General features: G+C 58.7%; 22 protein-coding genes. 10 read left to right on the forward strand and 12 right to left on the reverse strand.

Going from position 1 to position 22,679, the window contains the following annotated elements; all coding sequences use genetic code 11:
* Window positions 1-38: 38 nt before the first annotated feature.
* The 6 genes from MPN23_RS02435 to MPN23_RS02460 all read left to right on the forward strand — a co-directional run bounded on the left by MPN23_RS02435 (window position 39) and on the right by MPN23_RS02460 (window position 4,104).
* The gene (locus tag MPN23_RS02435) at window positions 39-311 is read left to right on the forward strand and encodes a TMEM165/GDT1 family protein (RefSeq protein WP_243545875.1); all 273 of its coding nucleotides are present in this window, start codon (window positions 39-41) and stop codon (window positions 309-311) included.
* An 82-nt stretch (window positions 312-393) separates the two neighbouring features.
* Window positions 394-786: a hypothetical protein gene (locus MPN23_RS02440; protein ID WP_243545877.1), complete on the forward strand. Its 393-nt coding sequence runs from the start codon at window positions 394-396 to the stop codon at window positions 784-786.
* A gap of 3 nt (window positions 787-789) precedes the next feature.
* Window positions 790-1,626 carry an HDOD domain-containing protein gene (locus tag MPN23_RS02445; protein ID WP_243545879.1) on the forward strand — a complete coding sequence of 279 codons (837 nt, stop codon included), beginning with the start codon at window positions 790-792 and terminating at the stop codon, window positions 1,624-1,626.
* A gap of 58 nt (window positions 1,627-1,684) precedes the next feature.
* Window positions 1,685-2,647 (forward strand): GGDEF domain-containing protein, encoded by a 963-nt coding sequence (locus MPN23_RS02450; RefSeq protein ID WP_243545888.1) that lies wholly within the window; start codon window positions 1,685-1,687, stop codon window positions 2,645-2,647.
* Window positions 2,622-3,572, forward strand: a complete 951-nt coding sequence (gene xerC / locus MPN23_RS02455; protein WP_243545890.1) for a tyrosine recombinase XerC — start codon at window positions 2,622-2,624, stop codon at window positions 3,570-3,572. Before MPN23_RS02450 ends, xerC begins: the two co-directional genes overlap by 26 nt.
* Before the next feature lie 22 nt (window positions 3,573-3,594).
* On the forward strand, window positions 3,595-4,104 hold the full coding sequence (locus tag MPN23_RS02460; RefSeq protein ID WP_243545892.1) for a peptidylprolyl isomerase: 510 nt from the start codon (window positions 3,595-3,597) through the stop codon (window positions 4,102-4,104).
* Window positions 4,105-4,186: 82 nt separating this feature from the next.
* Here MPN23_RS02460 and MPN23_RS02465 read toward each other — a convergent pair whose 3' ends face one another.
* From MPN23_RS02465 to MPN23_RS02520, 12 genes are all read right to left on the reverse strand, one after another.
* Window positions 4,187-5,962, reverse strand: a complete 1,776-nt coding sequence (locus MPN23_RS02465) for an amino acid ABC transporter permease (RefSeq protein WP_243545894.1) — start codon at window positions 5,960-5,962, stop codon at window positions 4,187-4,189.
* A 73-nt stretch (window positions 5,963-6,035) separates the two neighbouring features.
* Window positions 6,036-6,863 (reverse strand): transporter substrate-binding domain-containing protein, encoded by an 828-nt coding sequence (locus MPN23_RS02470; protein ID WP_243545896.1) that lies wholly within the window; start codon window positions 6,861-6,863, stop codon window positions 6,036-6,038.
* Between the two features lie 76 nt (window positions 6,864-6,939).
* Window positions 6,940-7,668, reverse strand: coding sequence for an amino acid ABC transporter ATP-binding protein (locus MPN23_RS02475; RefSeq protein WP_243545898.1), 729 nt, complete (start codon window positions 7,666-7,668; stop codon window positions 6,940-6,942).
* Between the two features lie 175 nt (window positions 7,669-7,843).
* Window positions 7,844-9,205, reverse strand: a complete 1,362-nt coding sequence (locus MPN23_RS02480) for an L-serine ammonia-lyase (protein ID WP_243545902.1) — start codon at window positions 9,203-9,205, stop codon at window positions 7,844-7,846.
* Window positions 9,206-9,377: 172 nt separating this feature from the next.
* Window positions 9,378-9,806, reverse strand: a complete 429-nt coding sequence (locus tag MPN23_RS02485; RefSeq protein WP_243545904.1) for a response regulator — start codon at window positions 9,804-9,806, stop codon at window positions 9,378-9,380.
* Window positions 9,807-9,855: 49 nt separating this feature from the next.
* The gene (locus MPN23_RS02490; RefSeq protein WP_243545906.1) at window positions 9,856-10,503 is read right to left on the reverse strand and encodes a sensor histidine kinase; all 648 of its coding nucleotides are present in this window, start codon (window positions 10,501-10,503) and stop codon (window positions 9,856-9,858) included.
* A gap of 23 nt (window positions 10,504-10,526) precedes the next feature.
* Window positions 10,527-10,883, reverse strand: a complete 357-nt coding sequence (locus MPN23_RS02495) for a response regulator transcription factor (RefSeq protein ID WP_243545908.1) — start codon at window positions 10,881-10,883, stop codon at window positions 10,527-10,529.
* Window positions 10,880-12,616 carry a sensor histidine kinase gene (locus MPN23_RS02500; RefSeq protein WP_243545910.1) on the reverse strand — a complete coding sequence of 579 codons (1,737 nt, stop codon included), beginning with the start codon at window positions 12,614-12,616 and terminating at the stop codon, window positions 10,880-10,882. The genes MPN23_RS02495 and MPN23_RS02500 overlap by 4 nt, the downstream gene beginning before the upstream one ends.
* 21 nt (window positions 12,617-12,637) lie before the next feature.
* Window positions 12,638-13,855, reverse strand: coding sequence for a response regulator (locus MPN23_RS02505; protein ID WP_243545911.1), 1,218 nt, complete (start codon window positions 13,853-13,855; stop codon window positions 12,638-12,640).
* 21 nt (window positions 13,856-13,876) lie between these two features.
* Window positions 13,877-16,000 (reverse strand): SulP family inorganic anion transporter, encoded by a 2,124-nt coding sequence (locus MPN23_RS02510; RefSeq protein WP_243545918.1) that lies wholly within the window; start codon window positions 15,998-16,000, stop codon window positions 13,877-13,879.
* Window positions 16,001-16,014: 14 nt separating this feature from the next.
* Window positions 16,015-16,599 (reverse strand): TetR/AcrR family transcriptional regulator, encoded by a 585-nt coding sequence (locus MPN23_RS02515; protein ID WP_243545919.1) that lies wholly within the window; start codon window positions 16,597-16,599, stop codon window positions 16,015-16,017.
* Window positions 16,600-16,806: 207 nt separating this feature from the next.
* On the reverse strand, window positions 16,807-18,210 hold the full coding sequence (locus tag MPN23_RS02520) for a sigma-54-dependent transcriptional regulator (protein ID WP_243545923.1): 1,404 nt from the start codon (window positions 18,208-18,210) through the stop codon (window positions 16,807-16,809).
* Between the two features lie 567 nt (window positions 18,211-18,777).
* Here MPN23_RS02520 and MPN23_RS02525 point away from each other — a divergent pair.
* From MPN23_RS02525 to MPN23_RS02540, 4 genes are read left to right on the forward strand one after another with little or no spacing between them, the layout of a single operon-like run.
* Window positions 18,778-19,050, forward strand: coding sequence for a transposase (locus tag MPN23_RS02525; protein ID WP_243545925.1), 273 nt, complete (start codon window positions 18,778-18,780; stop codon window positions 19,048-19,050).
* A gap of 17 nt (window positions 19,051-19,067) precedes the next feature.
* Entirely contained in the window at window positions 19,068-21,080 is a 2,013-nt protein-coding gene (locus MPN23_RS02530) for a CoB--CoM heterodisulfide reductase iron-sulfur subunit A family protein (RefSeq protein ID WP_243545926.1), read from the forward strand.
* An 11-nt stretch (window positions 21,081-21,091) separates the two neighbouring features.
* Complete coding sequence (locus MPN23_RS02535) at window positions 21,092-21,517, forward strand: hydrogenase iron-sulfur subunit (protein ID WP_243545928.1); 426 nt, start codon at window positions 21,092-21,094, stop codon at window positions 21,515-21,517.
* A gap of 24 nt (window positions 21,518-21,541) precedes the next feature.
* On the forward strand, window positions 21,542-22,669 hold the full coding sequence (locus tag MPN23_RS02540; RefSeq protein ID WP_243545930.1) for a 4Fe-4S dicluster domain-containing protein: 1,128 nt from the start codon (window positions 21,542-21,544) through the stop codon (window positions 22,667-22,669).
* Window positions 22,670-22,679 lie beyond the last annotated feature (10 nt).

The raw sequence follows: 22,679 nt of genomic DNA on the forward strand, positions 1-22,679 counted from the left end.
GTCGAATCTCAAGCCTTCAGGAAAGTTCGAGGAATTTCATGGATTGGAAATTGCTGGCCACCACGTTCGGCACTCTGTTCGTTGCCGAACTCGGCGACAAGACGCAGCTTGCCTGCATGCTCATGACTGCCAAGACGCAGAAACCCTGGACTGTTTTTCTGGGTTCGTCTTTGGCCCTTGTTCTGGTAAGCCTGCTGGGCGTGCTTTTCGCCCAGTTCATTTGCCAGTATGTGCCGGCCAGCATCATCAAGAAGGTTGCGGCGGCCCTGTTCGTGGTCATGGGCGTATTGATCTTTTTTGACAAGATATGACGACCGGAGAGCTTGAGCGTCCGACGGCCTGCGTGTAGGCTGACGTTCTCCTTTTCCTGTTCAGCAGGTACGGAATCGCATTATGCAGAAGATACCACTTGATCTTGCCCAGCCCGGAATGAAACTTGCCAAGCCCGTTACCAACGACGGTGGCATGACCATCATGGGCGAGGGTATGGAGCTGACCGAATCCCTCATTGGCCGTCTGGAATCCATGAATGTGGACCGGATCACGGTCCAGGGTTCGCCCGTGGACGTGGGTGGGGCCGGAGCCGGGACACGCTACGCCGAACGTGTTGAACGTATGGACCATCTGTTTCGCCATTATGCGTCGGACATGTGGATGATCAAGGTGAAGAATCGGCTGAAGCAGTATTTTCAGCTCAAGGCCGCAGCTCAGGAGGCCCGGCTCAAGGCCTTGCAGGAGCTGGAGGCAGCAGGTGAGGACGACAACGGCAACGGGGAAGAGGCATAAGGTATGGAAGAGGATCTCAAGACCAGTATTCGGGGCGAGGTGCTGTCGGTCAAGGACCTGCCCACCCTGCCGGATGTCCTGACCGAGGTCAGCAAGCTGGTGGAGGACCCGGATGCATCCACGGAAGCCATTGCCAAGGTCATTTCCCGTGATCAGGTGCTGTCTGCCAAGGTACTCAAGATGGTCAACTCCCCGATCTACGGGTTCCCGGGCCGCATCAGCTCCATTCAGCATGCTCTGGTCCTGCTCGGGTTCAACGTGATTCGGGGCATCATCATTTCCACGTCCGTGTTCGACATGATGGAGCAGGCCATGAAGGGGCTGTGGGAACATAGTCTCGGGTGCGCCACGGCCTGCACGATCATTGCCCAGCGGGCCGGATTCGAGGATCCCGAGGAATACGCCGTGGCCGGTTTGCTGCACGATCTCGGCAAGGTTGTGACCGCTGTTCAGCTGCCCGATCTGCACCAGCAGATCGTGGAAACGGTCCAGGCCAGGGATATCACGTATTTTCAGGCGGAAAAGGCGGTCATGGGCTTTGGCCATGACCGCATCAATGCCTGGCTTGCCCGACACTGGGGGCTTCCTGCCAACATTCGCGAATCCATGAGCCGCCATCATGCGCCGCAGCTTGCCGAGTTCTACAAGCCCATGAGCTGCGTGGTGCATCTCGGCGATTTTCTGATTCGGCTTTTCGAGTTCGGCACCAGTGGGGATGATCAGACTGCGTTTCTGCGTCCCGAGGCCATGAAGGAACTCGGCTTTCGCATGAGCGATCTGGATCGCATCATGGACAGTCTGGCTGATCAGCTCATGGAAGTGTCGGACGTGCGGTTCTAGCGGCCGCCAAACCCTTGTTCTCTTTGACGCCCCATGCGGGCGATGCTAGATTCCGGGAATGAATCAATCCGTGCCGGACTCTCTCTTCTATCGCAAGCAGCAGGCGTTTCTCCTGTCTCCGGACCCGGAGCTGGCCGCCTTGCTGCAATCCCTCTGGCCTGTCGAGGAAATGGAATTCCGCGTGTTCGACAAGGGCAGGCGGGCCATTGAATTCCTGTTCACCGAGCCGCCGGATCTGCTGGTTGTGGACGGCCGTCTGGACGACATCTCGGCAAGCGATGTGGCCGGGCTGGTCAAGAGCGAGAACGTGTACCGCCAGCTTCCGGTGGTGCTGTGTCTGGATGCAGCGGATTTGCAACGGGAATGGGACTGGAACCGGGTCGAGGTGGATGATTTCGTGCTTCGTCCGTTTTCCCCGGAGGAAGTCCGGGCGCGCATCAATCTGACCCTGTGTCGCGCCATGCGTGCTCTGGATGCCAATCCGCTCTCCAAGTTGCCGGGCAATACCAGCATCATTCAGCGCATTCAGCAGCTCATGGATCAGGAGCAGGATTTTGCTCTGGCCTATTGCGATCTCGACTATTTCAAGTCCTACAACGATCGGTACGGCTTTTCCCGGGGCGACGAGATTCTGATGATGACCGCGCGACTCATCGTCAACACCATCAAGGGCTTTGCCGGGGTGCAGAGTTTCGTGGGCCATGTGGGCGGCGATGATTTCGTGTTCATTCTGCCCGTGGACAAGGTCGAGGAAGCCTGCAAGCGCATCATTGCGGCCTTTGATGATATCGTGCCGCATTTCTACGATCCCGAGGACAGACGGCGCGGTCATATCCGGTCCACGGACCGGGAAGGCAATGTTCGGACTTTCCCGCTCATGGCCGTGTCCATTGCCGTGGTCCTGAACGAGCAGGCCCGGCTCAAGCATTACGGCGAGGCTTCGGCCATTGCCATGGCCCTGAAGAAGAAGGCCAAGGAAAACCCCAAGAGCTGTTATGTCATCGACAGGCGGAAGGACTGATCGTCTCGGGGAACTGGCGCAGGGATTTCTGGCGTATCTTGCCGTGGAAAAGGGATATTCCGATGCCACGGTGCGCGCCTACGCCACGGATCTGGAGCAGTTCGACGATTTTTTGCGTCCGAAGCGGCGTTCGCTGGCTCGCCCGGAGCGGGTGACCCGGGATCATGTGCGTGCTTTCCTGGCCGAGCTGCACCGCAGGCGGCTGGCAAAGACGAGCATGGGCCGCAAGCTGTCCAGTTTGCGCACCTTTTTCAAATATCTTCGCAAGCACGAAATCGTACTCAAGGACCCGACCGCCGGAGTGCGCAATCCCAAACAGGATCAGCGGCAGCCGCAGGTTCTGAACGTGGATCAGGCTGTGGCCATGATGGAGGCGGCTGTGGAACCCTCCCCGGAGGGGCTTCGCGACCTTGCTCTGGCCGAATTGCTCTATGGCTCTGGGCTGCGCATTACCGAGGCCGTATCGCTTGATCTCAACGACGTGGATACCGATCTGGTCCGGGTGCAGGGCAAGGGCTCCAAGGAGCGCATCGTGCCCCTGTCCGACGCGTCCGTGAAGCGGATTCGGCGATACATCGAACAGCGACACGCCCTGCTGGAGGATTATGCCGAGCAGGCGCTTTTCGTTGGCGTGCGTGGCAGGCGCCTGAATCGCCGGGAAGCGAATCGCATTGTCGCCCGTCTGGCGCATTGTGCCGGGCTGCCCAAGGAAGTGCATCCGCACATGCTTCGCCATTCCTTTGCCACGCACCTGCTGGAAGCCGGGGCCGACCTGCGCAGTGTGCAGGAACTTCTGGGCCACGAACGTCTTTCCACGACACAACGATACACGCATCTGGACATGCAGCGCATCATGCGGGTATATGACAGCGCGCATCCGCGCTCCGGAGTGACAAAGGCGGATCGCGATCCCGAAGAAGACTGAAAATCAATGCATGGAGATGATGATGGATAACCCCATGGTCCTTCTGGAAACCCCGGAAGGCGAAATTCTGATTGAACTGTTTCCGGACAAGGCTCCCAAGACCGTGGAGAATTTTCTTCAGTACGTGGACGACGAATTCTACGACGGAACCCTGTTTCATCGAGTGATCAGGAAATTCATGGTTCAGGGCGGCGGGCTGACCTTTTCCATGGAGGAGAAGGAAACCCGTGCTCCCATCGAGAACGAGGCGACCAACGGACTGAAAAATCTGGAAGGCACGGTTGCCATGGCCCGCGCACCTGAGGCGCACAGCGCTGCGGCCCAGTTTTTCATCAATGTTGCCGACAATCCCGATCTTGACCATGTGGACGACACGGACGATGGCTTCGGCTACTGCGTGTTCGGTCAGGTCGTGGACGGAATGGAAACCGCGCTCAAGATCAGCAAGACCCGTACCCGTGATTTTCAGGGGTATGCGGATGTGCCGACCGACCCGATTTCCATCATTTCGGCCCGGCGTTTCGAGCTGTAGCCAAATAGTGTTTCAACATGAGAAAACCGAGGAAGGCAGTGTCTTCCTCGGTTTTTTTCGTTTGGTTTCGGGGTGCTTCCGCCTACATCTCCAGTCGGACTTTTTCCGGGCTGAGCTTGTGCTCCAGATATTTGGAATACAGGCTCATGAGATAGCAGCAGACGAAATACATCACCGCGATGGTGGTGTATATCTCGAACGGGTAGAGCATGAGGCGGTTGTTGATGGAGTAGGCTGCCGTGGTGAGTTCGGGCACACCGATGATGTAGGCCAGCGAGGTGTCCTTGAAGGCCGCGATGAACATGCCCACGATGGCGGGCAGCATTTGCTTCAGAGCCTGGGGAAGGACGACCTTGCGCATGGTCTGGAGGTAGGACAGGCCGGTCGACTTGGCTGCTTCGGTCTGGCCCGGCGGGATGTTCTCGATGCCGCCGCGTACGATTTCCGCTATGTAGGCGCCGAAGAAGATGGTCATGGCCCAGGTCGCGCTCCAGAACACGTCGAGGTCGATTCCGAAGATGACCGGGAAGAAGAAGTACATCCAGAAGATGACGATGATCAGGGGGTTGCCGCGGATCAGTTCGATGTACAGGGTGCAGGGCACCTTGATCGCCCGGTTCTTCGAGGTCCGGCCCATGCCCACGAACAGACCGATGAAGAAGCTCACAGAGATGGAGAACACGGCCATGACGATGGACATGGCCAGACCGCCCAGACCGAAGAAGACCTCGGTGCTTCCGCCCTTGGGAAAACGCCAGATGAGCAGGGCGCGCATGTTGTCCGCAATGATCGTGAAGTTGAAGGACGCCACACCCATGATGGTGCGATATGCGAGCCATGCCAGAAAAAGCACGAAAATGACCTTGGAGCCGAGTACGGTTCCTTTCCAGATCATGGATTTCGCGGTGTGCATGAACTCCTGAAAAGGAGTCAGGGTCTTGCTGGAGGCTTTTGGCCGTGTGAGTCTGCGGAATGTGCGGGAAACCGTTTCCCATACTGCCCCGACAGGCCAGAAGAGTGCGTCCGCAATGCGTCGTGTCAACGGTTCCTGTCCCTTGCCGATGATCTTCAGTTTCATGTTCACCAGATTCAGGAACGCCGCGATGATCAGGGACAGGACGAGATAGGTGACCGTGGCCACGGCCGTGGCTTCGAAGCCCGCATAGGTCAGGGCCTCCACCTCGTTCATGGACCAGCAGAGTTCGGCCACGCCCAGCGTCATGGCCAGTGACGAGTTCTTCATGTTGTTGAGGAACTCGGAGCCGAGCGGGGGAATGATTTCCCGGAAGGCCAGCGGCAGGATGATCCGCCGCAGGGTCTGGCCGAAGGTCATGCCCGAGGAATACGAAGCCTCCAGCAGCCCCTTGGGAATGGACTGGATGCCCGCGCGAATGATTTCGGCCATGAATGCGCTGGTGAAGATGCCGAGACCAATGGTCGCAGCCCAGAATTCGAAATTCAGCTCAAACAGCTTCATCCTGATTTCTTCGGAAAACGCGTTGGGAAGCGCGAAGTTCCAGAAGAACAGCTGGACCAGCAACGGCGTGTTGCGGAAGAATTCCACATAGACCGTGGCGAAACCGTACACGGGCTTGAATTTGGACAGCCGAGCCAGTCCGAAGAGCGTGCCGAGCAGGATGGCGAGGATTGCGGAATAAATGGAGATGGTTATGGTCAGCCCGAGTCCGTTGAGGAGCAGCTTGCCCATATGCCCGTATTCGGTCTCGGTAATCAGGATCGACCAGTTCAGGTCGGTCCTGAATTCGAAAACGAATGTGAAATAATAGGAAATCAGCCCGAGCATGAGCAGCAGGGCGGTATTCTGGACCCAGATTTTTTCGAAATAACGTTTCAGCATTGTCATCCAGGAAGGGAAAGGTCCCGGAGCAGCGGCCCCGGGACCTGTTCATGTTCTCGAACCGATACTCGGTTTACGGCCACATTTCGATCTTTTCGGTCATGGGGAACGGAGTCTCGGAATCCGGACCGAACCACTTGTTGTAGATCTTCATGTAGGTGCCGTCCTTCCAGATGTCCTGAATAGTGAAGTTGATCACATCACGCCATGCGGAGTCGTCCTGGGGCAGGCCCACGCCGTAGGGCTCGTCGGAAATGAATTCGCCCACCAGCTCGTACTTGCCGGGCTCCTTGGCAGCCAGGGCGATGAGCAGGGTGGAGTCGGTGGAGATGGCCTGCACGCGGCCGGAACGCAGGGCCTCGAACATCTCGACCTCGTTCTGGTAGCCGGTGACCTTGGGATTGGCGTCGCCGAGCTTCTTCATGTAGGCAATGGCGTTCACGATGGACGTGGTGCCCTGCATGGAGCCGATCTTCTTGCCCTTGAGTTCCGCGGCGGAATTGATGGCGCCTTTGCGGGCAAGGAATTTCTGGCCGTCGAAAAAGTAGGTGATGGAAAAGTCGATCTTTTCGTCGCGCACGCGCTTGTGGGTCATGTTGGCCAGAACCATGTCCACCTTGGGCGGGTTGGTCTGGACAAAGGAGACGCGGGTCTTGTTGTTCACGACCACGGGCTCGAACTCCACGCCGATGCGCTTGGCGATTTCCTTGGCCATGTCGTAGTCGAAGCCGACCCATTCGTTCTGATCGTTGATGAATCCGAAGGGTTTGCCCTTGTTGGTGATGCCGGCCTTGAGTGCCTTGTCCTTCATGACGCGGTCATAGGTGGGGCCCGCGAAAACCATGCTTGCGGCGACGAGCAGCAGCGCGGCGGCCAGGGCGGTGATTTTGAGAACTCTCATGTACCTCTCCTTACATTGAAGTGTAGCCCAAAAAAAACCTCCGCCCGGCACCGCGCCGGAGGGAGGCGTATTTCCGTCAGTGGCTCAGAATCTTGCTCAGGAAATCCTTTGTGCGGTCGTTCTTGGGGTTGTGGAAGAATTCCTCGGGCGTGTTCTCCTCGATGAGATGCCCGCCGTCCATGAAGATGACCCTGTCTGCCACTTCTCTGGCAAATCCCATTTCGTGGGTCACGCAGATCATGGTCATGCCCTCGCGGGCCAGGGATTTCATCACGTCCAGAACCTCGTTGATCATCTCCGGGTCCAATGCGGAAGTCGGCTCGTCGAAGAGCATGATCCGGGGCTGCATTGCCAGTCCGCGTGCGATGGCCACACGCTGTTGCTGCCCGCCGGAAAGCTGCGAGGGATAGGCGTCCGCCTTGTCCGGGATGTTGACCTTCTTGAGCAGGTCCATGGCGATGGTGCCTGCCTCGGCCCGGGACATGTGCCGGACCAGCGTGGGGGCCAGAATGACATTGTCCAGCACGGTCATGTGCGGATAGAGATTGAACGACTGGAAGACGAAACCGACCTCGGCGCGCAACGTGGTCATGTTCGTTCTGGGCGAGTTGACGTTCATGCCGTCAACCAGAATGTCGCCCTCCTGGATGGGCTCCAGACGGTTTATGCAGCGAATCAGGGTGCTCTTGCCCGATCCGGATGGACCGCAGATGACTACGACTTCGCCTTTTTCGATATCAAGGTTGATATTGTTGAGTACATGGAAGTCGCCGTACCATTTGTTGACATTTTTGAAAGATATCACCTTTTCTCCCCAATCGAAATTATTCGCAAAAGCCAAGAACGACCAACTAACAAATATGCCGCCTCAGGGCAATACGCAGGCAATGTGGGAAAGGGGGTGCAGAATAATGTTCGGCCCGGCAACGGGCCGGGCCGAACATCCGAATTTGGAAAAAGTGGTTAACATGTTGTAAGGATTAGCATTCAGTCATGCTCAAGGCCAGTCCTGCCTGGGAAGTCTCCTTGTATTTCTGGGACATGTCGCGTCCTGTCTGGGCCATGGCGGCAATGACCTTGTCCAGATTCACTTTTTGGTAAGATTCGTCCAGCGTGGATGCGATGAGGTAGGCGTTGTAGGCTTTGACTGCACCCATTGCGTTGCGTTCGATGCAGGGAATCTGCACATAGCCGCCCACGGGGTCGCACGTCAGGCCGAGATGGTGCTCGAGAGCTATCTCGGCCGAATTCTCGGTGACCTGAAAACGATAGCCGCGCGCGTACGCCAGAAAGGCCGCAGCCATGGAAGAGGCCGTGCCCACTTCGCCCTGACATCCGACTTCCGCACCGGAGATGCTGGCGTTGTGCTTGACCAGAAAGCCGATGGCAGCCGCAGCCAGCAGACCGCGTCGCACTTCGTCCTGAAGCGCGCCCATGTGTCGCTTGAGCATGAACAGGACCGCGGGAATGACGCCCGCCGCACCACAGGTGGGGGCCGTGACAATGCAATGCCCAGCCGCGTTCTCCTCGGAAGCGGCCAGTGCATAGGCGTTCAGGGCCTTGATGAAGCCCGAGCCCTGAAAATGCTCCTTTTTGGCCATGGCATACATGACCGGGGCCTTGCGCATCAGGCCGATGGGGCCGGGAAGGATGCCTTCGGTCTGGATGCCGATTTCCACGGCGCGTTCCATGACATCGCACATGTGGTCCAGCCCGGCATTGATCTCGTCCTCGGTCATGCCGGTTACGGCCTTTTCGTTCTCCAGAATCAGGGTGTGCAGCCGCATTCCGTTGTTGCGGAGATGTTCCTTGAGTTGGGCCATGTTTTCGTAGGGGTAGACCGGTTCGCCAACTCGCGGGGTTTCCCAGCCTTCCCAGCGGATGAACCCGCCGCCTATGGAGTAGAAGATGCGTTCGAAAAGCACGTCCTCGTCCTTGCGCAGGCGGAAGATCATGGTGTTGCTGTGCGGATAGTCGTGGTTGATTTCCCCGAATTCGATGTCGCCGGGATGATAGGTCAGCACGGCCCCGTCCAGATCGATCTCGAACGGAGTGGTCTTGTTTTCGAAGGAGTCGAGGACATTGGGCTGACAGTTGTCCGGCTCGTATCCAAGCAGGCCGGACATGACGGCGCGGCGGGTGCCGTGCCCTTCGCCCGTGGCCGAGAGCGAGCCGAGCAGGCGGACTTCCAGATTGTTCGCTGCGGTGCGAATGTCCTTTGGCAGCGCGTGAACCTGCTGCATGAATTCGTACCCGGCCTTCATCGGGCCGATGGTGTGGGAACTGGACGGTCCCGGGCCGACCTTGAACAATTCGAAGATCGAGGTGCGTATGGTTTTCATGGTTTCCTCGCGAAGCATGGAGTAATGACGAATATAACAGATGAAAAATACGCGAAAACAGCCATGAGGAGAAGTCTTTTTCCGTCCCGACCGGGAAAAATGGCCTGAAAACGAAAAAGCCGCGCCTTGTGGCGCGGCCTTTCACAGAGTTTGGCAGTGACGTTGCGTCGGGTTACCACCCCCTGGCGCTGACAATGTCCTTCATCTTGGCTTCGGTCTGCTTTTCCACCAGCACCATTTTTCGGGCTTGAGCCTTCTTGATCTTTTCGGTCAAGGTGTTGATGTCGGCCGGTTTTTCCATGAAGTCCATGGCGCCCAGTTTCATGGCCTCGATGCCCTTTTCCAGCGTGGCGTGGCCGGAAAGAAGAATGACCTGCATTTCCGGGCTGTTGGTTTTGATGCGCTTGAGCAGCTCGATACCGTCCATTTCCGGCATCTGAAGGTCGAGCACGATGGCGTCGAAGCCGCCTTCCTCGATGGCGGGCACTGCCGCGCTCGCGGATTGGGCCGTGGACACGTTCATGCCGCGCAGGTTCATGCGTTCGGAAAGACTGGCCAGAAATTCCGGTTCGTCGTCAATGAGCAGCACTTTTTCAGACATGTGGTTTCCTCCTGTCGGTTTGGCAGAAAACCGGTATTCGCCGGTCTGGTTAATTGATGGTTGCGGGCAGATGCACGCAGATCGTGCCCGGAGTTTTTCCGGGGGTCACATCCGCCTGTATTGTGGCGGCAATGCGGGATATTTCCTCCGGCAAAGCCGTGGTCTCAAGGGATGCCGGGCCTGCAAGGCTGAGCAAGGCCCCCTTGTCGTCGGTTCCGGCGGCAAGGGTGAGGGTGGTTCCCTGCCCGGCACAGCCTACGGCGTGGCTGATGATGCCGTGCAGCAGGTGGTTCAGGAAATACGGCGAGGTCACGACTTCCACGGAGGCACATTCTCCGGTGGCAAGGGTCACACTGTTGATCGAAGCCAGCCGTTTGGACAGGGCGGACATGAGCGTCACGGTTTCGGCCAGGTCCACGTGGCGGACATCCTCGTCCACGGTGTGGGCAAAGGTGTTCATGTTGCGCACGATCCTGTCGCCGCGTTGAATCTGGTCCAGAATGGTCCGGGCAACGCTGCGGAGTTTTTCCGGGTCCACGGGAACCCCCTTGTCCGCAAGCAGGGTCAGGTCGTCGATCAGACCGGCCCCTTCATTGATGATGGCAAAAACGTTCTTGATCTCGTGGGAGACCGAGGCGCTGATGCGTCCGAAGAAACGGAGGTCTTCCCGGTCGCAGTCGTTCGGAAGCTGGGACATGACGCGCTCCTTTGTTTGCGGTACTACCGCTGGTTCACGGCCTCTTCGATCCTGGCGATGAGGTCTTCGATGCGAACGGGCTTGATGAGATAGGATTCCGCCTTGGCCGAACCCGCCATGAAATCCTCTTCCGAACCGTGTCCGGAAAGAAAGATGAACCGCGTGTCCGGGCATTGGGAAGAGAGCATTTTCCGGAGTTCCAGTCCGCTGACTCTGGGCATCTTCATGTCCAGTACGGCCACGTCGTAGCATTCGCGTCCGGCGAGAGACACTGCCTGATTCGCGTTGTCCGCCCAGTGAGCGTCATAGCCGCGCATGGCGAGCCTTTCCGCCATTGCGGACACGAGTTCGGCTTCGTCGTCAACCAGAAGTATTCTCATTGATTTGATTCCTTTGTTGTCACGCGAAGGGGAAAGGTGATGGTAAAGGTCGTTCCCTTGCCTACTTCGCTGTCCACGTTCATGGTTCCGCCCAGTTCCTCCACCAGCCCGTAGGTGATGGACAGGCCCAGCCCGGTTCCTCCGCGTTTCTGCTTGGTGGAGAAAAACGGTTCGAAGATGCGCTTGATGTCGGCCTTGGGTATGCCGCATCCGTCGTCGCTCACGATGAAGGTCAGATGGTGGTCGTCCTTGCGCCGTGCAACGATGGAGAGGCGTCCGCCGTCGTTCATGGCCTGGAACGCGTTGTTGATCAGGTTCAGGAATATCTGCTGCTGCTTGCCCCGATCGGATTCGAATTCGGGCAGGTCTTCGGGGATGTCCATCTGGATGTCGATGCTGCGGTATTCCGCTTCCTTGTGCAGGAAACCGACCACGTCCTCCGCCAGTCTGGCGAACTTGATCTGTTCGATTTTCACATCCACGTGGCGGGCGAAGCCGAGCAGTCGTCTGGTTATGGTGCCGCAGCGTTCCACCGAGGCGAGTATGGAATCGATGTTGGCCAGAAGCCGTTTATCCTGAGCGTATTCGTTTCGGAAGAGAAACAGGTCCTTGATCAGTCCGGCCTTCTCGTTGATGATGGCCAGCGGGTTGTTGATCTCGTGCGCCACGCCCGCAGCCAGTCTGCCGATGGAGGCCATGCGGTTGGTATGTTCCATCTGATGCAGGGTGGCGGCGCGCGTCTGGTCGGCAAGGTGCACCTTGTTGGTCATGTAGGAGGCCACGGCCGCGATGACCAGCAGGATTACGGCAATGCTGACCACGAGCATCCAGAGCAGTTCCAGCCGGATCGTGCCCCATGGCTTCATCAGTTCCTTGGTCCGTTTGACCACCAGAAGGATGAACGGACTGTTGGTGATGTAGGCATAGCCCACGGTCACGGCGGTGCCGTCCTGTTCATGGCTCTGGAGAACGCGCGTGTTGGAGGCATAGGCCGGGATGCTCAGGTCGACCTTGGACAGCACGTTGCCATGCCATCTGGAAGGTGTCTGGAGCACGCCGGCCCGATTGACCAGAAAGGCGTCGCCCTTGCCGGACAGGTCGATGGACGACAGCATCTCATTGAATTGCTCGGTGTCCAGCGTGGCCCGGAGCACGTGCTGTCTGCCCTTGCTCTTGTCCGGGAATTTTACGGCCACGATCAGGTGCGGTTCGTCTCGGAATCCCAGAAACACGTCGCTGAGATAGGAGCCTCGGGCCAGTGTGAGTCCCAGCCATTCCTGACCGCTATAGTCCATTCCCTGAAGTTCATACGGTCCGACATAGGCTATCTGGCGACCCGTGTCGTTGATCAGGCCCAGGTCCACGAAGCCGCCGAAGCTCGTTTTCAGGGCATGAAGTACCTTGGCCAGTTGGGCTGGATCGTGAAGGGATTCCACGGTCTCGCGTTGCACCACCAGTTCCATTGCGCTCTTGTGCTGGGTCAGGAAGTGTTCCAGCGAACGCCGCGTGTTGGACGTGGTCCGGGACGTCAGCAGGATGTTTTCCTGATTCAGGGAATGCCGGGTGACGTTGTAGTCGATGAGAGTCATGATGATCAGGGGCACGAGCGCGACCACGGCCAGCACCAGAACCACCAGCCGCCACATTCGGCGGTAGTTGAAGAGTCCCTTGTACGGTCCGGTCTCGGTCACCGCGTCCCAGAATTCGGGCTTGAACTTCCTGAGTATCGACATCACGCCACCCGGTTTCATGTTTTAGTTGCTGTTGCGGATCTTTTCGTTCGCTGCCTTGAGGGTCTCGCTCAGAACGTCGATGTTCACGGGCTTGTGCAGGTAGGCGAAAGCGCCGAGCTGCATGCAGGTGTCCCGGTCCTGATCCGAGCCGTGGCCCGTGAGGATGATCACCTCGACGTCGGGCCGCGACTGCTTGACGCGGCGCAGCACCTCGATGCCGTCGATGCCGGGCATCTTGAGGTCGAGAATCATGACCTCGGGCGCGTCGTTTTCAATCAGGTTGAGCGCGGACTCGCCATCGTACACCACGGCGGACCCCATGTCGCGAAGCATGAGGCGCTCGGACAGGGTCTGCACGAATTCGCGTTCATCATCCACGAGCAGAACCTTGGAAGGCAGTTCGAAATCCACCTTGCGGTAGATGTCGGACTGGTGGAATCCCTTGCCCACCTTGGTTTCGATGGCGGCAACGCCCTCCACGCGCCCGACGATCTCCTTGAGTTCCTTTTCCAGACGATCAAGCATCAGCACGTTCTTGTTGATGGTCAGGATGATGGTGCCGCGCTTGGCCGCGACCTGAACATTGTGCCCCTCGGCAGCAAGCATGGTTTCCACCTTGGCCGCGAGCACGAAGTCCCTGATCGAGGCCAGAGACGACTTCGTGGCCTTGACCGCTTCGTTGCCGGCCTGTTCCACGATGAGTTCCGCACTTCTGTCCACGCCGGTGGAAGCCACGGGCACGATCATGTCATAGAGATACTGTGCCCACGGATCGGTTGCGCCCTTCAGGGTCTCAACCCAGGCAGCACGGTCTTCGTCGTCCTTGTGGATGAGCTTTTGCGCATGCTTTTCGGCCATGCCTTCTTCCCGCTCGGCCACGGCGAGTCGGGCCTTCATGTCGTCGATGAGGCAGACCTTGAGTATGTGCCCGATGTTTGCAGGCGGCAGATGGGAAGTATAGCCGGAGAAGACCAGACGGTCCGCGTCCAGCAGCTTGTTGGCCATGGCCAGACGAAGCCACGCCACGGCCCGTTCCTTTTCATGGCTGAACTTGTTGAATACCGAGGTTCCGGCCTGAAATGCCCGGGCGATCTTGCCCTCATCCATGCCGGAAAGCCTGGCCGCGTCGGCCACGATTTCCTGATCCGTGATCAGGCGGTAACCCGTGGAGTCGAGCACGCGCTTGACCACCACGCCGGTCTCGCAGAACAAGCCGTTGAATATGGTGATGACAGACATGAGAATCTCCTTGTTGTCGGGTTAGGCGAGCCTGCAGACCGTGGTCAGGGGGCAGGATTCCTCGGTTCCGTCTCGATGCGCCATTTCATGCGTGGCGCAGATGGCGGTCTCCATGGTCGGATAGACATGGTCCTCGCCGATCTTTTCCAGCAGGTGGGTGCGCTTGAGCACTTCCATGACCGCTTCGTTCACTCCGCACAGCGAGATGTCGAGGCTGTTGCTGCGCACGCGGTCCACGATCAGGGACAGGGCTTCCTCACCGGATGCGTCCATGTCGTTGATGCCGTTGGCCACGATGATGATGTGCTTCAGCTTGTCCATGTTCATCATGCGGTCCGTGATCTGGTCTTCCAGAAAGCTGGCGTTGGCGAAGAACAGGGGGCCGTCGAACCGGACGAGCGCAATGTGTTCGCATTCGCGCAGGCCGTGTGCGGTGGCGTCACGCAGGGACTTGTCGTCGCTGCGGGACAGGGAGGCTACTCGCGGACGCATGCTTTTGTAAAGGAATACGGACAGCGAGAGGGCCACGCCGACCATGATGCCCTTGTCCAGATGCGGGGCAAACGCCAGAGTGCAGACAAAGGAAAGGATGGAGATCGCGCCGTCGTACCACTGGGCCTTCCAGGCATGAATGAAGCCGGAAGCGTTGATCAGGCCGATGACCGCCATCATGATGACTGCGGCAAGCACTGCCTGAGGCAGGTGGTAGAGCAGCGGCGTGAAGAACAGCAGGGCGATGACCACGGCCAGCGAGGTGAATACGCTGGACAGGCCCGTGACCGCCCCGGCCTGCAGGTTGACTGCGGAGCGGGAGAACGATCCCGAGGCCGGGTAGCTCTTGCCGCAGGCGCCGAGCATGTTGGCGAGTCCCTGACCGATGAGTTCCTGATTCGGGTCCAGACGCTGGCCTGTCTTGGCCGCCATGGCCTTGGCAATGGAGATGGCCTCCATGAAGCCGAGCAGGGAGATGATGGCTGCGAAGGGCAGCAGATGGAGCATCACCTTGAGGTCGAGGCTGGGCATGGAGATGGCCGGAATGCCGGACGGCACGGTGCCGACCACGGCTCCGCCGCCCATCATCTTCAGGTTTCCGGTGTCCAGCGTGCGGTTGCCGACCTTGACCCGCCACGTGCGGCCGTCCGTGACCATACCTTCAGGGGCTTTGCCGCGCGGGAAGAAGACCAGCCCCTGAGCGGTTTCCACGCCGTCGAACAGGACCTCGCGCAGCTCGGTGCGCAGGATGTGCGCCTGATTCTTGAGCCGGGCGATTTCAATGTTGACCACGTTCATGTCGTGTTCCACGTCGAGCTGACCTATGACGTCCCTGGTCTGCTTGGCGTGTTCCATGTTGGTGGCCAGTTTGGTCCTTTCCATGGCATAGGCTTCGATTCCCTGAATGGCCGTGTTGAATTCGGTCACGGTCTGGCGGATTTCCTCGGACTGGATTGCGTTCAGGGAAATTCCGGCATCATGGTTGAACCCGATGCCCCACGAAAGGGCCGTGGTGATGACAACGGCCACCAGCACGTTCGGAATCTTGGGATTCATGCGCTTGAGGATGATCATGATGGCAAAGGCCAGTGCGCCCATGCCCAGAGTGGGCCAGTGGGTGTACTGGATCGCGCTTTCGACCACGCGCATGATGGTTTCATAGTGGTGTTCGGCCTTGTCCACATAGACTCCGAACATCTTGGAGAGCTGGGACGAGGCGATGATGATGGCGGCGGCATTGGTGAAGCCGTTGACCACCGGATGGGACAGAAAGTTCACGACCAGCCCCAGCCTGAGCACACCCAGCAGGAACTGGAACAGGCCCACCATCAGGGCCAGCAGGATGGCGAAGGCGATGTAGCCTTCACTACCTGCCGTGGCGAGCGGTTCGAGGCATGCCGCGGTCATCAGCGAGACAACCGCCACCGGGCCTGTGGCGAGCTGCCTGCTGGAGCCGAACAGGGCGGCGATCAGCGGGGGCAGAAATGAGGCGTACAGGCCGTAGTATGCGGGCAACCCCGCAAGCTGGGCATACGCCATGGACTGTGGAATCAGGACCAGGGCCACCGTCAGACCCGAAATGGCGTCCGCTCTGAACGAGGCCATGTTGTAGCCCTTGAACCAGCCGAGAAACGGGAAAATCTTTGTTAGCATAGAGCCTTCATCCTCTAGTTGGCTTGCAACATTCTGCGGCACGACGCGATCAGCTCGTTGAACAGAGCGCCTGCGTCGTACAGGTTGTAGTTCTTGAACCTAACCAGACCGTCGACCATCGTGAACAGGATCAGCGCTGACTTTCTCGGGTGAACGTCCTTGCCTATGGAGCCGTCCTCCTGTCCGGTGCGAATGGCTTTCTCGAAGTAGTCCGCCAGGCAGTTGTAGATCGCTTCGAGATTTTCCCGGAATTCCGGGCCGGTCTCGGCGAACTTGTAGGGGAAATGCCTGTGCAGGAGCAGAAACTGGTCCTCCTTGAGGCCCGCCAGATACAGATAGAAGGCAACCTCTTCCTCCACCATCTTCATTCCGGATTCAAAGCTTCGCTCCCGCAGGAATTCCTCGAATTGGGCCACGATGTCCTCGCGCACGTGTTCGAGAATGGTGAGAAGCAGACCTTCCTTGTTTCCGAAGTGGTAGAATATGGTTCCTTCCGCTGCACCCGTGAGCCGGGACAGTTCATGCACGGAGGTGTCCACGAACCCCTTGTTCGCAAACAGCACCGTGGCGACTTTGAGAATGGCATCCTTTTTCTTCATCTTGGCTCCCGATAAAACTGAGCGAACACTCAGTTTGTACTTTTTGGTATCGGTAACCTGTTTTTGTGTCAAAGAAAAGCGCGAAACTGAGCGTTCACTCAGTTTTATGTCTAAACTACTGGAGATGGTTGGATTTTTTTGCTTGAATGGGGGTGTGGGGAGTGAAAAAAACGTTCAAGTTGTGAAAAAAATAACAGCTTGATGGCGTCAAGCTCGCGCAATTCCGCGTTTTTTCATCAAGGCATACAACCGGGCTCTGGAGAGCCCGGAAATGTCGCAGGCGGACTTGATATCCCAACTGCACACGTCCAGAAGACTGCGCAGATATCTGGTCTCGATTTCTGCAACCTGTTTCCTGCGATAGGATTTCAAATCCGGAAATTTCAGGCGATCACCGTCAAAGGGCATGCAGCCGGCAGGCACCTGTCTGCCTTTTTCCAGCAAGCGGCGGGCCACTTGTGCGCGGACCGTGCGCGGCAGATGTCGGGGGTACAGAATGGGTTCCGTGCCGGACATGAAGATGGCCCGTTCAATGGTGTGCATGAGTTCCCGGATGTTGCCGGGCCAGTCGTACTGCATGAGAATATCGAGAAAGTCCGGAGAGAAGCCCTTGCTTGGCATGCGCAGCCGTTTGCTGTGTGTGCGGATGAAGTGGCAGATGAGTTCGTTGATATCCTCGAGAATGTCGCGAAGGGGCGGCAGCGTGATTCGCATGCCGCGCAATCTGTAGAAAAGATCCTGGCGGAATCCGCCGCTGTCCACCATGGTTTCCAGATCGCGGTTCGTAGCCGCCAGGAGCCGGAAGTCGCTGGTCTGTTCCCGTGCGCCGCCCACGGGCCGGAAGCTGCGGCCTTCCAGCACGCGGAGAAAGACCTTCTGGATGCTCATGGGCAGTTCGCCTATTTCGTCAAGGAACAGGGTGCCTCCGTCCGCCTGGAGTATCAGGCCCACGGATCGGGCGTCTGCACTGGTGAACGCGCCTTTTTCATGCCCGAACAGCACGCTTTCCACGAGCGTGTCGGGCAGGGCTGCGCAATCCACCACCACGAACGGCTTCTTCGTGCGCTTGCTGTTGCTGTGAATGGCCCGGGCAAACAGTTCCTTTCCGGTGCCGGTTTCTCCGATGATCAGCACGTTGGAGTCCGTAGCCGAGGCCAGAGCCACTTCGTCCAGACACTGGAGCATGGGACGGCTGCTGCCCACGATGCCACAGCGCCGCAGGCTCATGGGGTGCATGGACAGTCGTTCCGCATGATATTCCATGACCCGCTGGAGCAGAACCATGATCCGCTGAATGTTCACGGGCTTGGTCACATAGTTCCATGCACCGTTCCGGATGGCGGTTTCGGCGGTGTCCGGATCGCCTGTGGAGGAGAGAATGATGACTTCGGGGCGGGAAGGGATTTCGCGGATGGTGGAAAGAAAGTCCAGGCAGCTTCCGTCAGGAAGGTTGTCTCCCAGAAGAACGGCACGAAATTCTCCCGTATGCAGTCGCGCCATGCCTCGGGCCAGACTTTGGCAGTGGTCCGTGACCATGCCTCTGGCCGAGAGATCGGCGGCGAGCTGCTCGGAGAAGTGGGCGTTCCCGTCGATGATGAGTATTTCCGCCATGCTGCCTCCTGACGGATTTTCGCGTTCAATATACCATTATAACGGGTCCAGATGTCAAAAATATATTTTCCTGTAATTTTGGGGTGCTAATTGAATTTGGACTGATGCGGTCGAGAAAAAGTCTTGAAAAAGGGGAAAGCGGTTTTTGTCGTGCATGAACATGTGTTGAGACATTGCCGACTTTCAACCCGTTGTTCTTGCATCCTGTTTTGACTGCGAGTCTCTCCTTTGCACCAATTTTGTCCCGTCAGGCAAGACCTGTCTTGAAAAGCAAGACTGTTTTTCGCTGTTTTTGCTGTATTTCGCAGCCTCGCAAAGTATTCGTTTTGCGTTCAATCGTGCGCCGCCTCAACCTTTTCTCCTTTCGGAACGCATTTTGACATGGGACATGGTGACGGGACCGGAGCCGTTCGCATCGGGGCATGCTTCGGTGATGTAATGGAAAGTCGGACGGCTGCGCGATGTGGCGGCAGGATCGTTTCGGTTTCGGAAGAGCAAACATCTCCATGTCACCTTGCTGGGCAGCAAGTTCGAGGTGAGGAGATCAGGACCGGGGAGGCTGGGAACATGAGGCGCAAATGGGATCCCGGAACCAAGGCGAGGATTGTGCTCGAAGGGTTGATGGGCGGATGCGTGACCGACATCTGCCGGGAGCATGGTCTCAGACCCGGGCTGTACTACAAGTGGCGAGGGCAGTTCCTTGACAATGCGCATACGGTTTTCGAGCAGGATCAACGTCCGGTCGGGCCGTCGGAGATCGAGGCGGAGAACATTCGGCTCAAGCGGCTGGTGGGACAGTTGACACTCGAACTGGACAAGGATGGCGGCTCCGGCCGCTAGGCAGAGGAGGGCAGGTCATGAGCAACAGGATCGGCGTGTATGTCTGTCATTGCGGCACCAACATCGCGGGCAAGGTGGATTGCGCTGATGTCGCGGAATTCGCTGCCGGATTGAGGGACGTTGCCGTTTCCCGGGATTATCAGTTCATGTGTTCGGATCCGGGGCAGGACATGATCATCAACGACATCCGCGAGTACGGCCTGAATCGTGTCGTGGTGGCATCCTGTTCACCCCGGCTTCACGAAAAGACCTTCCAGAAGGCGTGTCAGCGGGCCGGACTCAACCCCTACCTCATGCAGCACTGCTGCATTCGTGAGCACTGTTCGTGGGTGACTGCGGACAAGGAAGAGGCCACGGCCAAGGCGAAGCACATCGTGGAGGCTGCGGTCTACCGGGTGGGCGATCATCAGGAACTCTTTTCCCGCGAAGTGGACGTACTGCCTGACGTCATGGTGGTGGGCGCGGGCATTGCGGGCATTCAGGCCGCACTGGACGTGGCCCGGTCCGGGCACAAGGTGCATCTGGTGGAAAAGAGCCCGTCCATCGGCGGGCACATGGCCCAGTTCGACAAGACCTTTCCCACGCTGGATTGCGCGGCCTGCATTTCCACGCCCAAGATGGTCGCCGTGTCCCAGGAGCCGAACATCAATCTCATGACCTGGAGCGAGGTCGTGGACGTGTCCGGGTTCGTGGGTAACTACACGGTCACGGTGCGGCGCAAGGCCCGGTACGTGAACGAGGACGTGTGCACCGGGTGCGGCACCTGTCTGGAAAAGTGTCCGACCAAGGTGTTCAGCGAATTCGAGGAAGGACTTTCCAGGCGGCGGGCCATCTACCGCAACTCGCCGCAGGCCGTGCCCAATACGCCGGTCATCGACGCGGATCACTGCAAGATGCTGACAAAGGGCAAGTGCGGGGTATGCCAGAAGCTCTGTCCCACGGGCGCCATCGACTTCGAGGCCAGGGATCGGGTCGAGGTCTTTCATGTGGGCAGCGTGGTGCTGGCCACCGGCTATGACACCATGGACCCCACGCCCATGACCGAATACGGGTTCGGCCGGTTCGACAATGTCTACACCGCGCTTCAGTTCGAACGGCTCAACAATGCGGTGGGACCGACAGGCGGACAGATCGTGCTGAAGAACGGCGAGTCGCCTGAGAGCGTGGGCATCATTCACTGCGTGGGCAGCCGCGACGTGAACTACCATGAATACTGTTCGCGCACCTGCTGCATGTATGCGCTCAAGTACGACCATCTCATCAAGGACAAGGTCGGACATCATGTCAAGGTCTACAATTTCTACATAGACATGCGCTGCTTCGGCAAGGGGTACGAGGAATTCTACCGTCGGGTGCAGGACGAGGGCGTGACCTTCATCCGGGGGCGCCCTGCAGAAGTCGTGCAGGAGAACGGCAAGCTCGTGGTGGTGGGTGAGGACACGCTGCTTGGCATGCGGGTGCGTGTGCCCGTGGACATGGTGGTGCTGTGCACGGCCATGGAGCCGAGGCCCGACGCTCAGGACGTGGCGCGGGTGTTCGGCGTGGCGCAGGGGCAGGACGGCTTTTTTCTGGAAGAGCATCCCAAGCTCGGGCCGGTGTCCACGGCCACGGACGGCGTGTTTCTGGCCGGAACCTGTCAGGGCCCCAAGGACATCCCGGACGCGGTATCCCATGCCTCGGGAGGGGCGGCGCAGGCCCTTGCTCTGGCTGCGCGCGGCCATGTGGACATTTCGCCCACCACGTCATGGATCAACCCGGACGTGTGCATCGGATGCAAGGTCTGCATCGGGCTGTGCGCGTATTCGGCCATCGAGTTCGACGAGCGCCGCAACGTGTCCGTGATCAACGAGGCCATGTGCAAGGGATGCGGCAGTTGTGCGGGCTACTGTCCGAGCGGCGCAGCCCAGATCAAGCATTTTGACGAGTCTCAGGTGTTCAATGAAATCGACGGGCTGCTCGGCTTCAGGCCGGAGGGCCCGGCCGAGGCCGTGGAAATACCCATTGAAGTCCGGGCCGACGAGCCCGCATGAGGGAGGAAGCCATGAAGACCGAGTTCGAACCGACCATTCTGGCCTTTGTCTGCAACTGGTGCACCTATACTGCGGCCGATCTTGCCGGGACTTCGCGCATGGTCCAGCAGCCCAATGTGCGGCTGGTACGCATGATGTGCACGGGCATGGTGGACCCGAAGTACGTGGTCAAGGCCCTGCTTTCCGGGGCGGACGGCGTGCTCATCAGCGGGTGTCACCCCGGTGACTGCCACTACATCAACGGCAATTACAAGGCCCGGCGTCGGGTCAAGCTGCTCAACGAGATTCTGCCTCAGTTCGGCATCGAGCTGGGCCGGGTCAAGCTGACATGGGTCGGGGCCAGCGAAGGCAACGAGTTTGCGGCCACGGTGAACAATTTCATCAACGAGATTCGGGAACTCGGACCCATGCAGGCCCGGGCCATGGCCGCGGTCTAGCGCGGGCAAACGGAGGGTGCGGATATGGCGACCACGGCAAAGATCCAGATCGAGGGCGGAAATCCGGTTCAGGCCATGCAGGACTTTCTGGGCAAGGTACTGGCACTGGACAATGTGGGGGGCATTCTTGTCCCGGTGCACCACTTCGGCAAGGGCGTGCCCATGCCCACGCTGGTCACGGAGTCGGAAGGACTGGAGCGGGCCGATCCGCTGGCTCCGGCCTTTCCCCTGAACGGCGCAAAGCTTCTGTCCCGACTGACCCGCGGACGGTCCGGGGAAAAGATCGCGGCGGTTCTGCGGCCCTGCGAAATCCGGGCATTCGTGGAACTGGTCAAGCTGAATCAGGGGTCCGTGGATGACGTGTACATCATCGGACTCGACTGTCCGGGTGCGTTTTCCAATACGGATTACCCGGTGTTTGTCGGGGAGGGCGATCCCATGGAGGCCACGCCATCCTTTCTGAACGGATCGCATGGCGACGTGGAAATCGCCCGGGCCTGCAAGGCCTGTGAACGGCCCATGGCGGAAAGCGCGGATTTGATCGTGGGATTGGTCGGTGCGGATTTTTCGGATCACATTCCGGTCCAGTCGGCCAGCGCACGCGGGGAAGGCCTGCTGACCGGCCTCGGCCTGCCCGATGCGGGCGGGGGCAATGGCAGGGACAAGGCCATGGAACAGCTTGTCGCGGAACGCACCGCATATCTGGAAAACATGATGGCCGAGACGGCAGAGGCCACATCCTCGCTGGAAGGGCTGGTGGAATATCTGTCCGCGTGCGTGAACTGCTACAACTGCCGGGTGGCGTGTCCGGTCTGCTACTGCAAGGAATGCGTGTTCAACACGGACGTGTTCGACCACCAGCCGTGGCAGTATCTGGGATGGGCCAAGCGCAAGGGCAGTCTCAAGATGCCCACGGACACTGTCTTCTTCCACCTGACGCGCATGGCGCACATGAGCACGGCCTGCGTGGGATGCGGCCAGTGTTCCAATGCCTGCCCGAATGATGTGCCGGTCATGGAGCTGTTTCGTACCGTGGCGGCCAAGACGCAGCAGAGCTTCGACTATGTGCCGGGCAGGAGCCTTGACGAGGCCCCGCCCATGTCCGTGTTCAAGGAGGACGAGTTTCAGGAAACCGTGTCCCACATGGCCTAGCAGAGGGAGT

It is taken from the genome of Pseudodesulfovibrio tunisiensis (assembly GCF_022809775.1).
Classification (GTDB): Bacteria; Desulfobacterota; Desulfovibrionia; order Desulfovibrionales; family Desulfovibrionaceae; genus Pseudodesulfovibrio; species Pseudodesulfovibrio tunisiensis.

Bases quoted from the DNA above. Each gene is read 5' to 3' on its own strand.
- MPN23_RS02510 (WP_243545918.1), bottom strand. From the start codon at position 16,000: ATGCTAACAAAGATTTTCCCGTTTCTCGGCTGGTTCAAGGGCTACAAC.
- MPN23_RS02435 (WP_243545875.1), top strand. From the start codon at position 39: ATGGATTGGAAATTGCTGGCCACCACGTTCGGCACTCTGTTCGTTGCC.
- MPN23_RS02450 (WP_243545888.1), top strand. From the start codon at position 1,685: ATGAATCAATCCGTGCCGGACTCTCTCTTCTATCGCAAGCAGCAGGCG.
- MPN23_RS02480 (WP_243545902.1), bottom strand. From the start codon at position 9,205: ATGAAAACCATACGCACCTCGATCTTCGAATTGTTCAAGGTCGGCCCG.
- MPN23_RS02490 (WP_243545906.1), bottom strand. From the start codon at position 10,503: ATGTCCCAGCTTCCGAACGACTGCGACCGGGAAGACCTCCGTTTCTTC.
- xerC (WP_243545890.1), top strand. From the start codon at position 2,622: ATGTCATCGACAGGCGGAAGGACTGATCGTCTCGGGGAACTGGCGCAG.
- MPN23_RS02465 (WP_243545894.1), bottom strand. From the start codon at position 5,962: ATGCTGAAACGTTATTTCGAAAAAATCTGGGTCCAGAATACCGCCCTG.
- MPN23_RS02535 (WP_243545928.1), top strand. From the start codon at position 21,092: ATGAAGACCGAGTTCGAACCGACCATTCTGGCCTTTGTCTGCAACTGG.
- MPN23_RS02540 (WP_243545930.1), top strand. From the start codon at position 21,542: ATGGCGACCACGGCAAAGATCCAGATCGAGGGCGGAAATCCGGTTCAG.
- MPN23_RS02470 (WP_243545896.1), bottom strand. From the start codon at position 6,863: ATGAGAGTTCTCAAAATCACCGCCCTGGCCGCCGCGCTGCTGCTCGTC.
- MPN23_RS02460 (WP_243545892.1), top strand. From the start codon at position 3,595: ATGGATAACCCCATGGTCCTTCTGGAAACCCCGGAAGGCGAAATTCTG.
- MPN23_RS02505 (WP_243545911.1), bottom strand. From the start codon at position 13,855: ATGTCTGTCATCACCATATTCAACGGCTTGTTCTGCGAGACCGGCGTG.
- MPN23_RS02440 (WP_243545877.1), top strand. From the start codon at position 394: ATGCAGAAGATACCACTTGATCTTGCCCAGCCCGGAATGAAACTTGCC.
- MPN23_RS02495 (WP_243545908.1), bottom strand. From the start codon at position 10,883: ATGAGAATACTTCTGGTTGACGACGAAGCCGAACTCGTGTCCGCAATG.
- MPN23_RS02485 (WP_243545904.1), bottom strand. From the start codon at position 9,806: ATGTCTGAAAAAGTGCTGCTCATTGACGACGAACCGGAATTTCTGGCC.
- MPN23_RS02530 (WP_243545926.1), top strand. From the start codon at position 19,068: ATGAGCAACAGGATCGGCGTGTATGTCTGTCATTGCGGCACCAACATC.
- MPN23_RS02515 (WP_243545919.1), bottom strand. From the start codon at position 16,599: ATGAAGAAAAAGGATGCCATTCTCAAAGTCGCCACGGTGCTGTTTGCG.
- MPN23_RS02445 (WP_243545879.1), top strand. From the start codon at position 790: ATGGAAGAGGATCTCAAGACCAGTATTCGGGGCGAGGTGCTGTCGGTC.
- MPN23_RS02525 (WP_243545925.1), top strand. From the start codon at position 18,778: ATGAGGCGCAAATGGGATCCCGGAACCAAGGCGAGGATTGTGCTCGAA.
- MPN23_RS02500 (WP_243545910.1), bottom strand. From the start codon at position 12,616: ATGTCGATACTCAGGAAGTTCAAGCCCGAATTCTGGGACGCGGTGACC.
- MPN23_RS02520 (WP_243545923.1), bottom strand. From the start codon at position 18,210: ATGGCGGAAATACTCATCATCGACGGGAACGCCCACTTCTCCGAGCAG.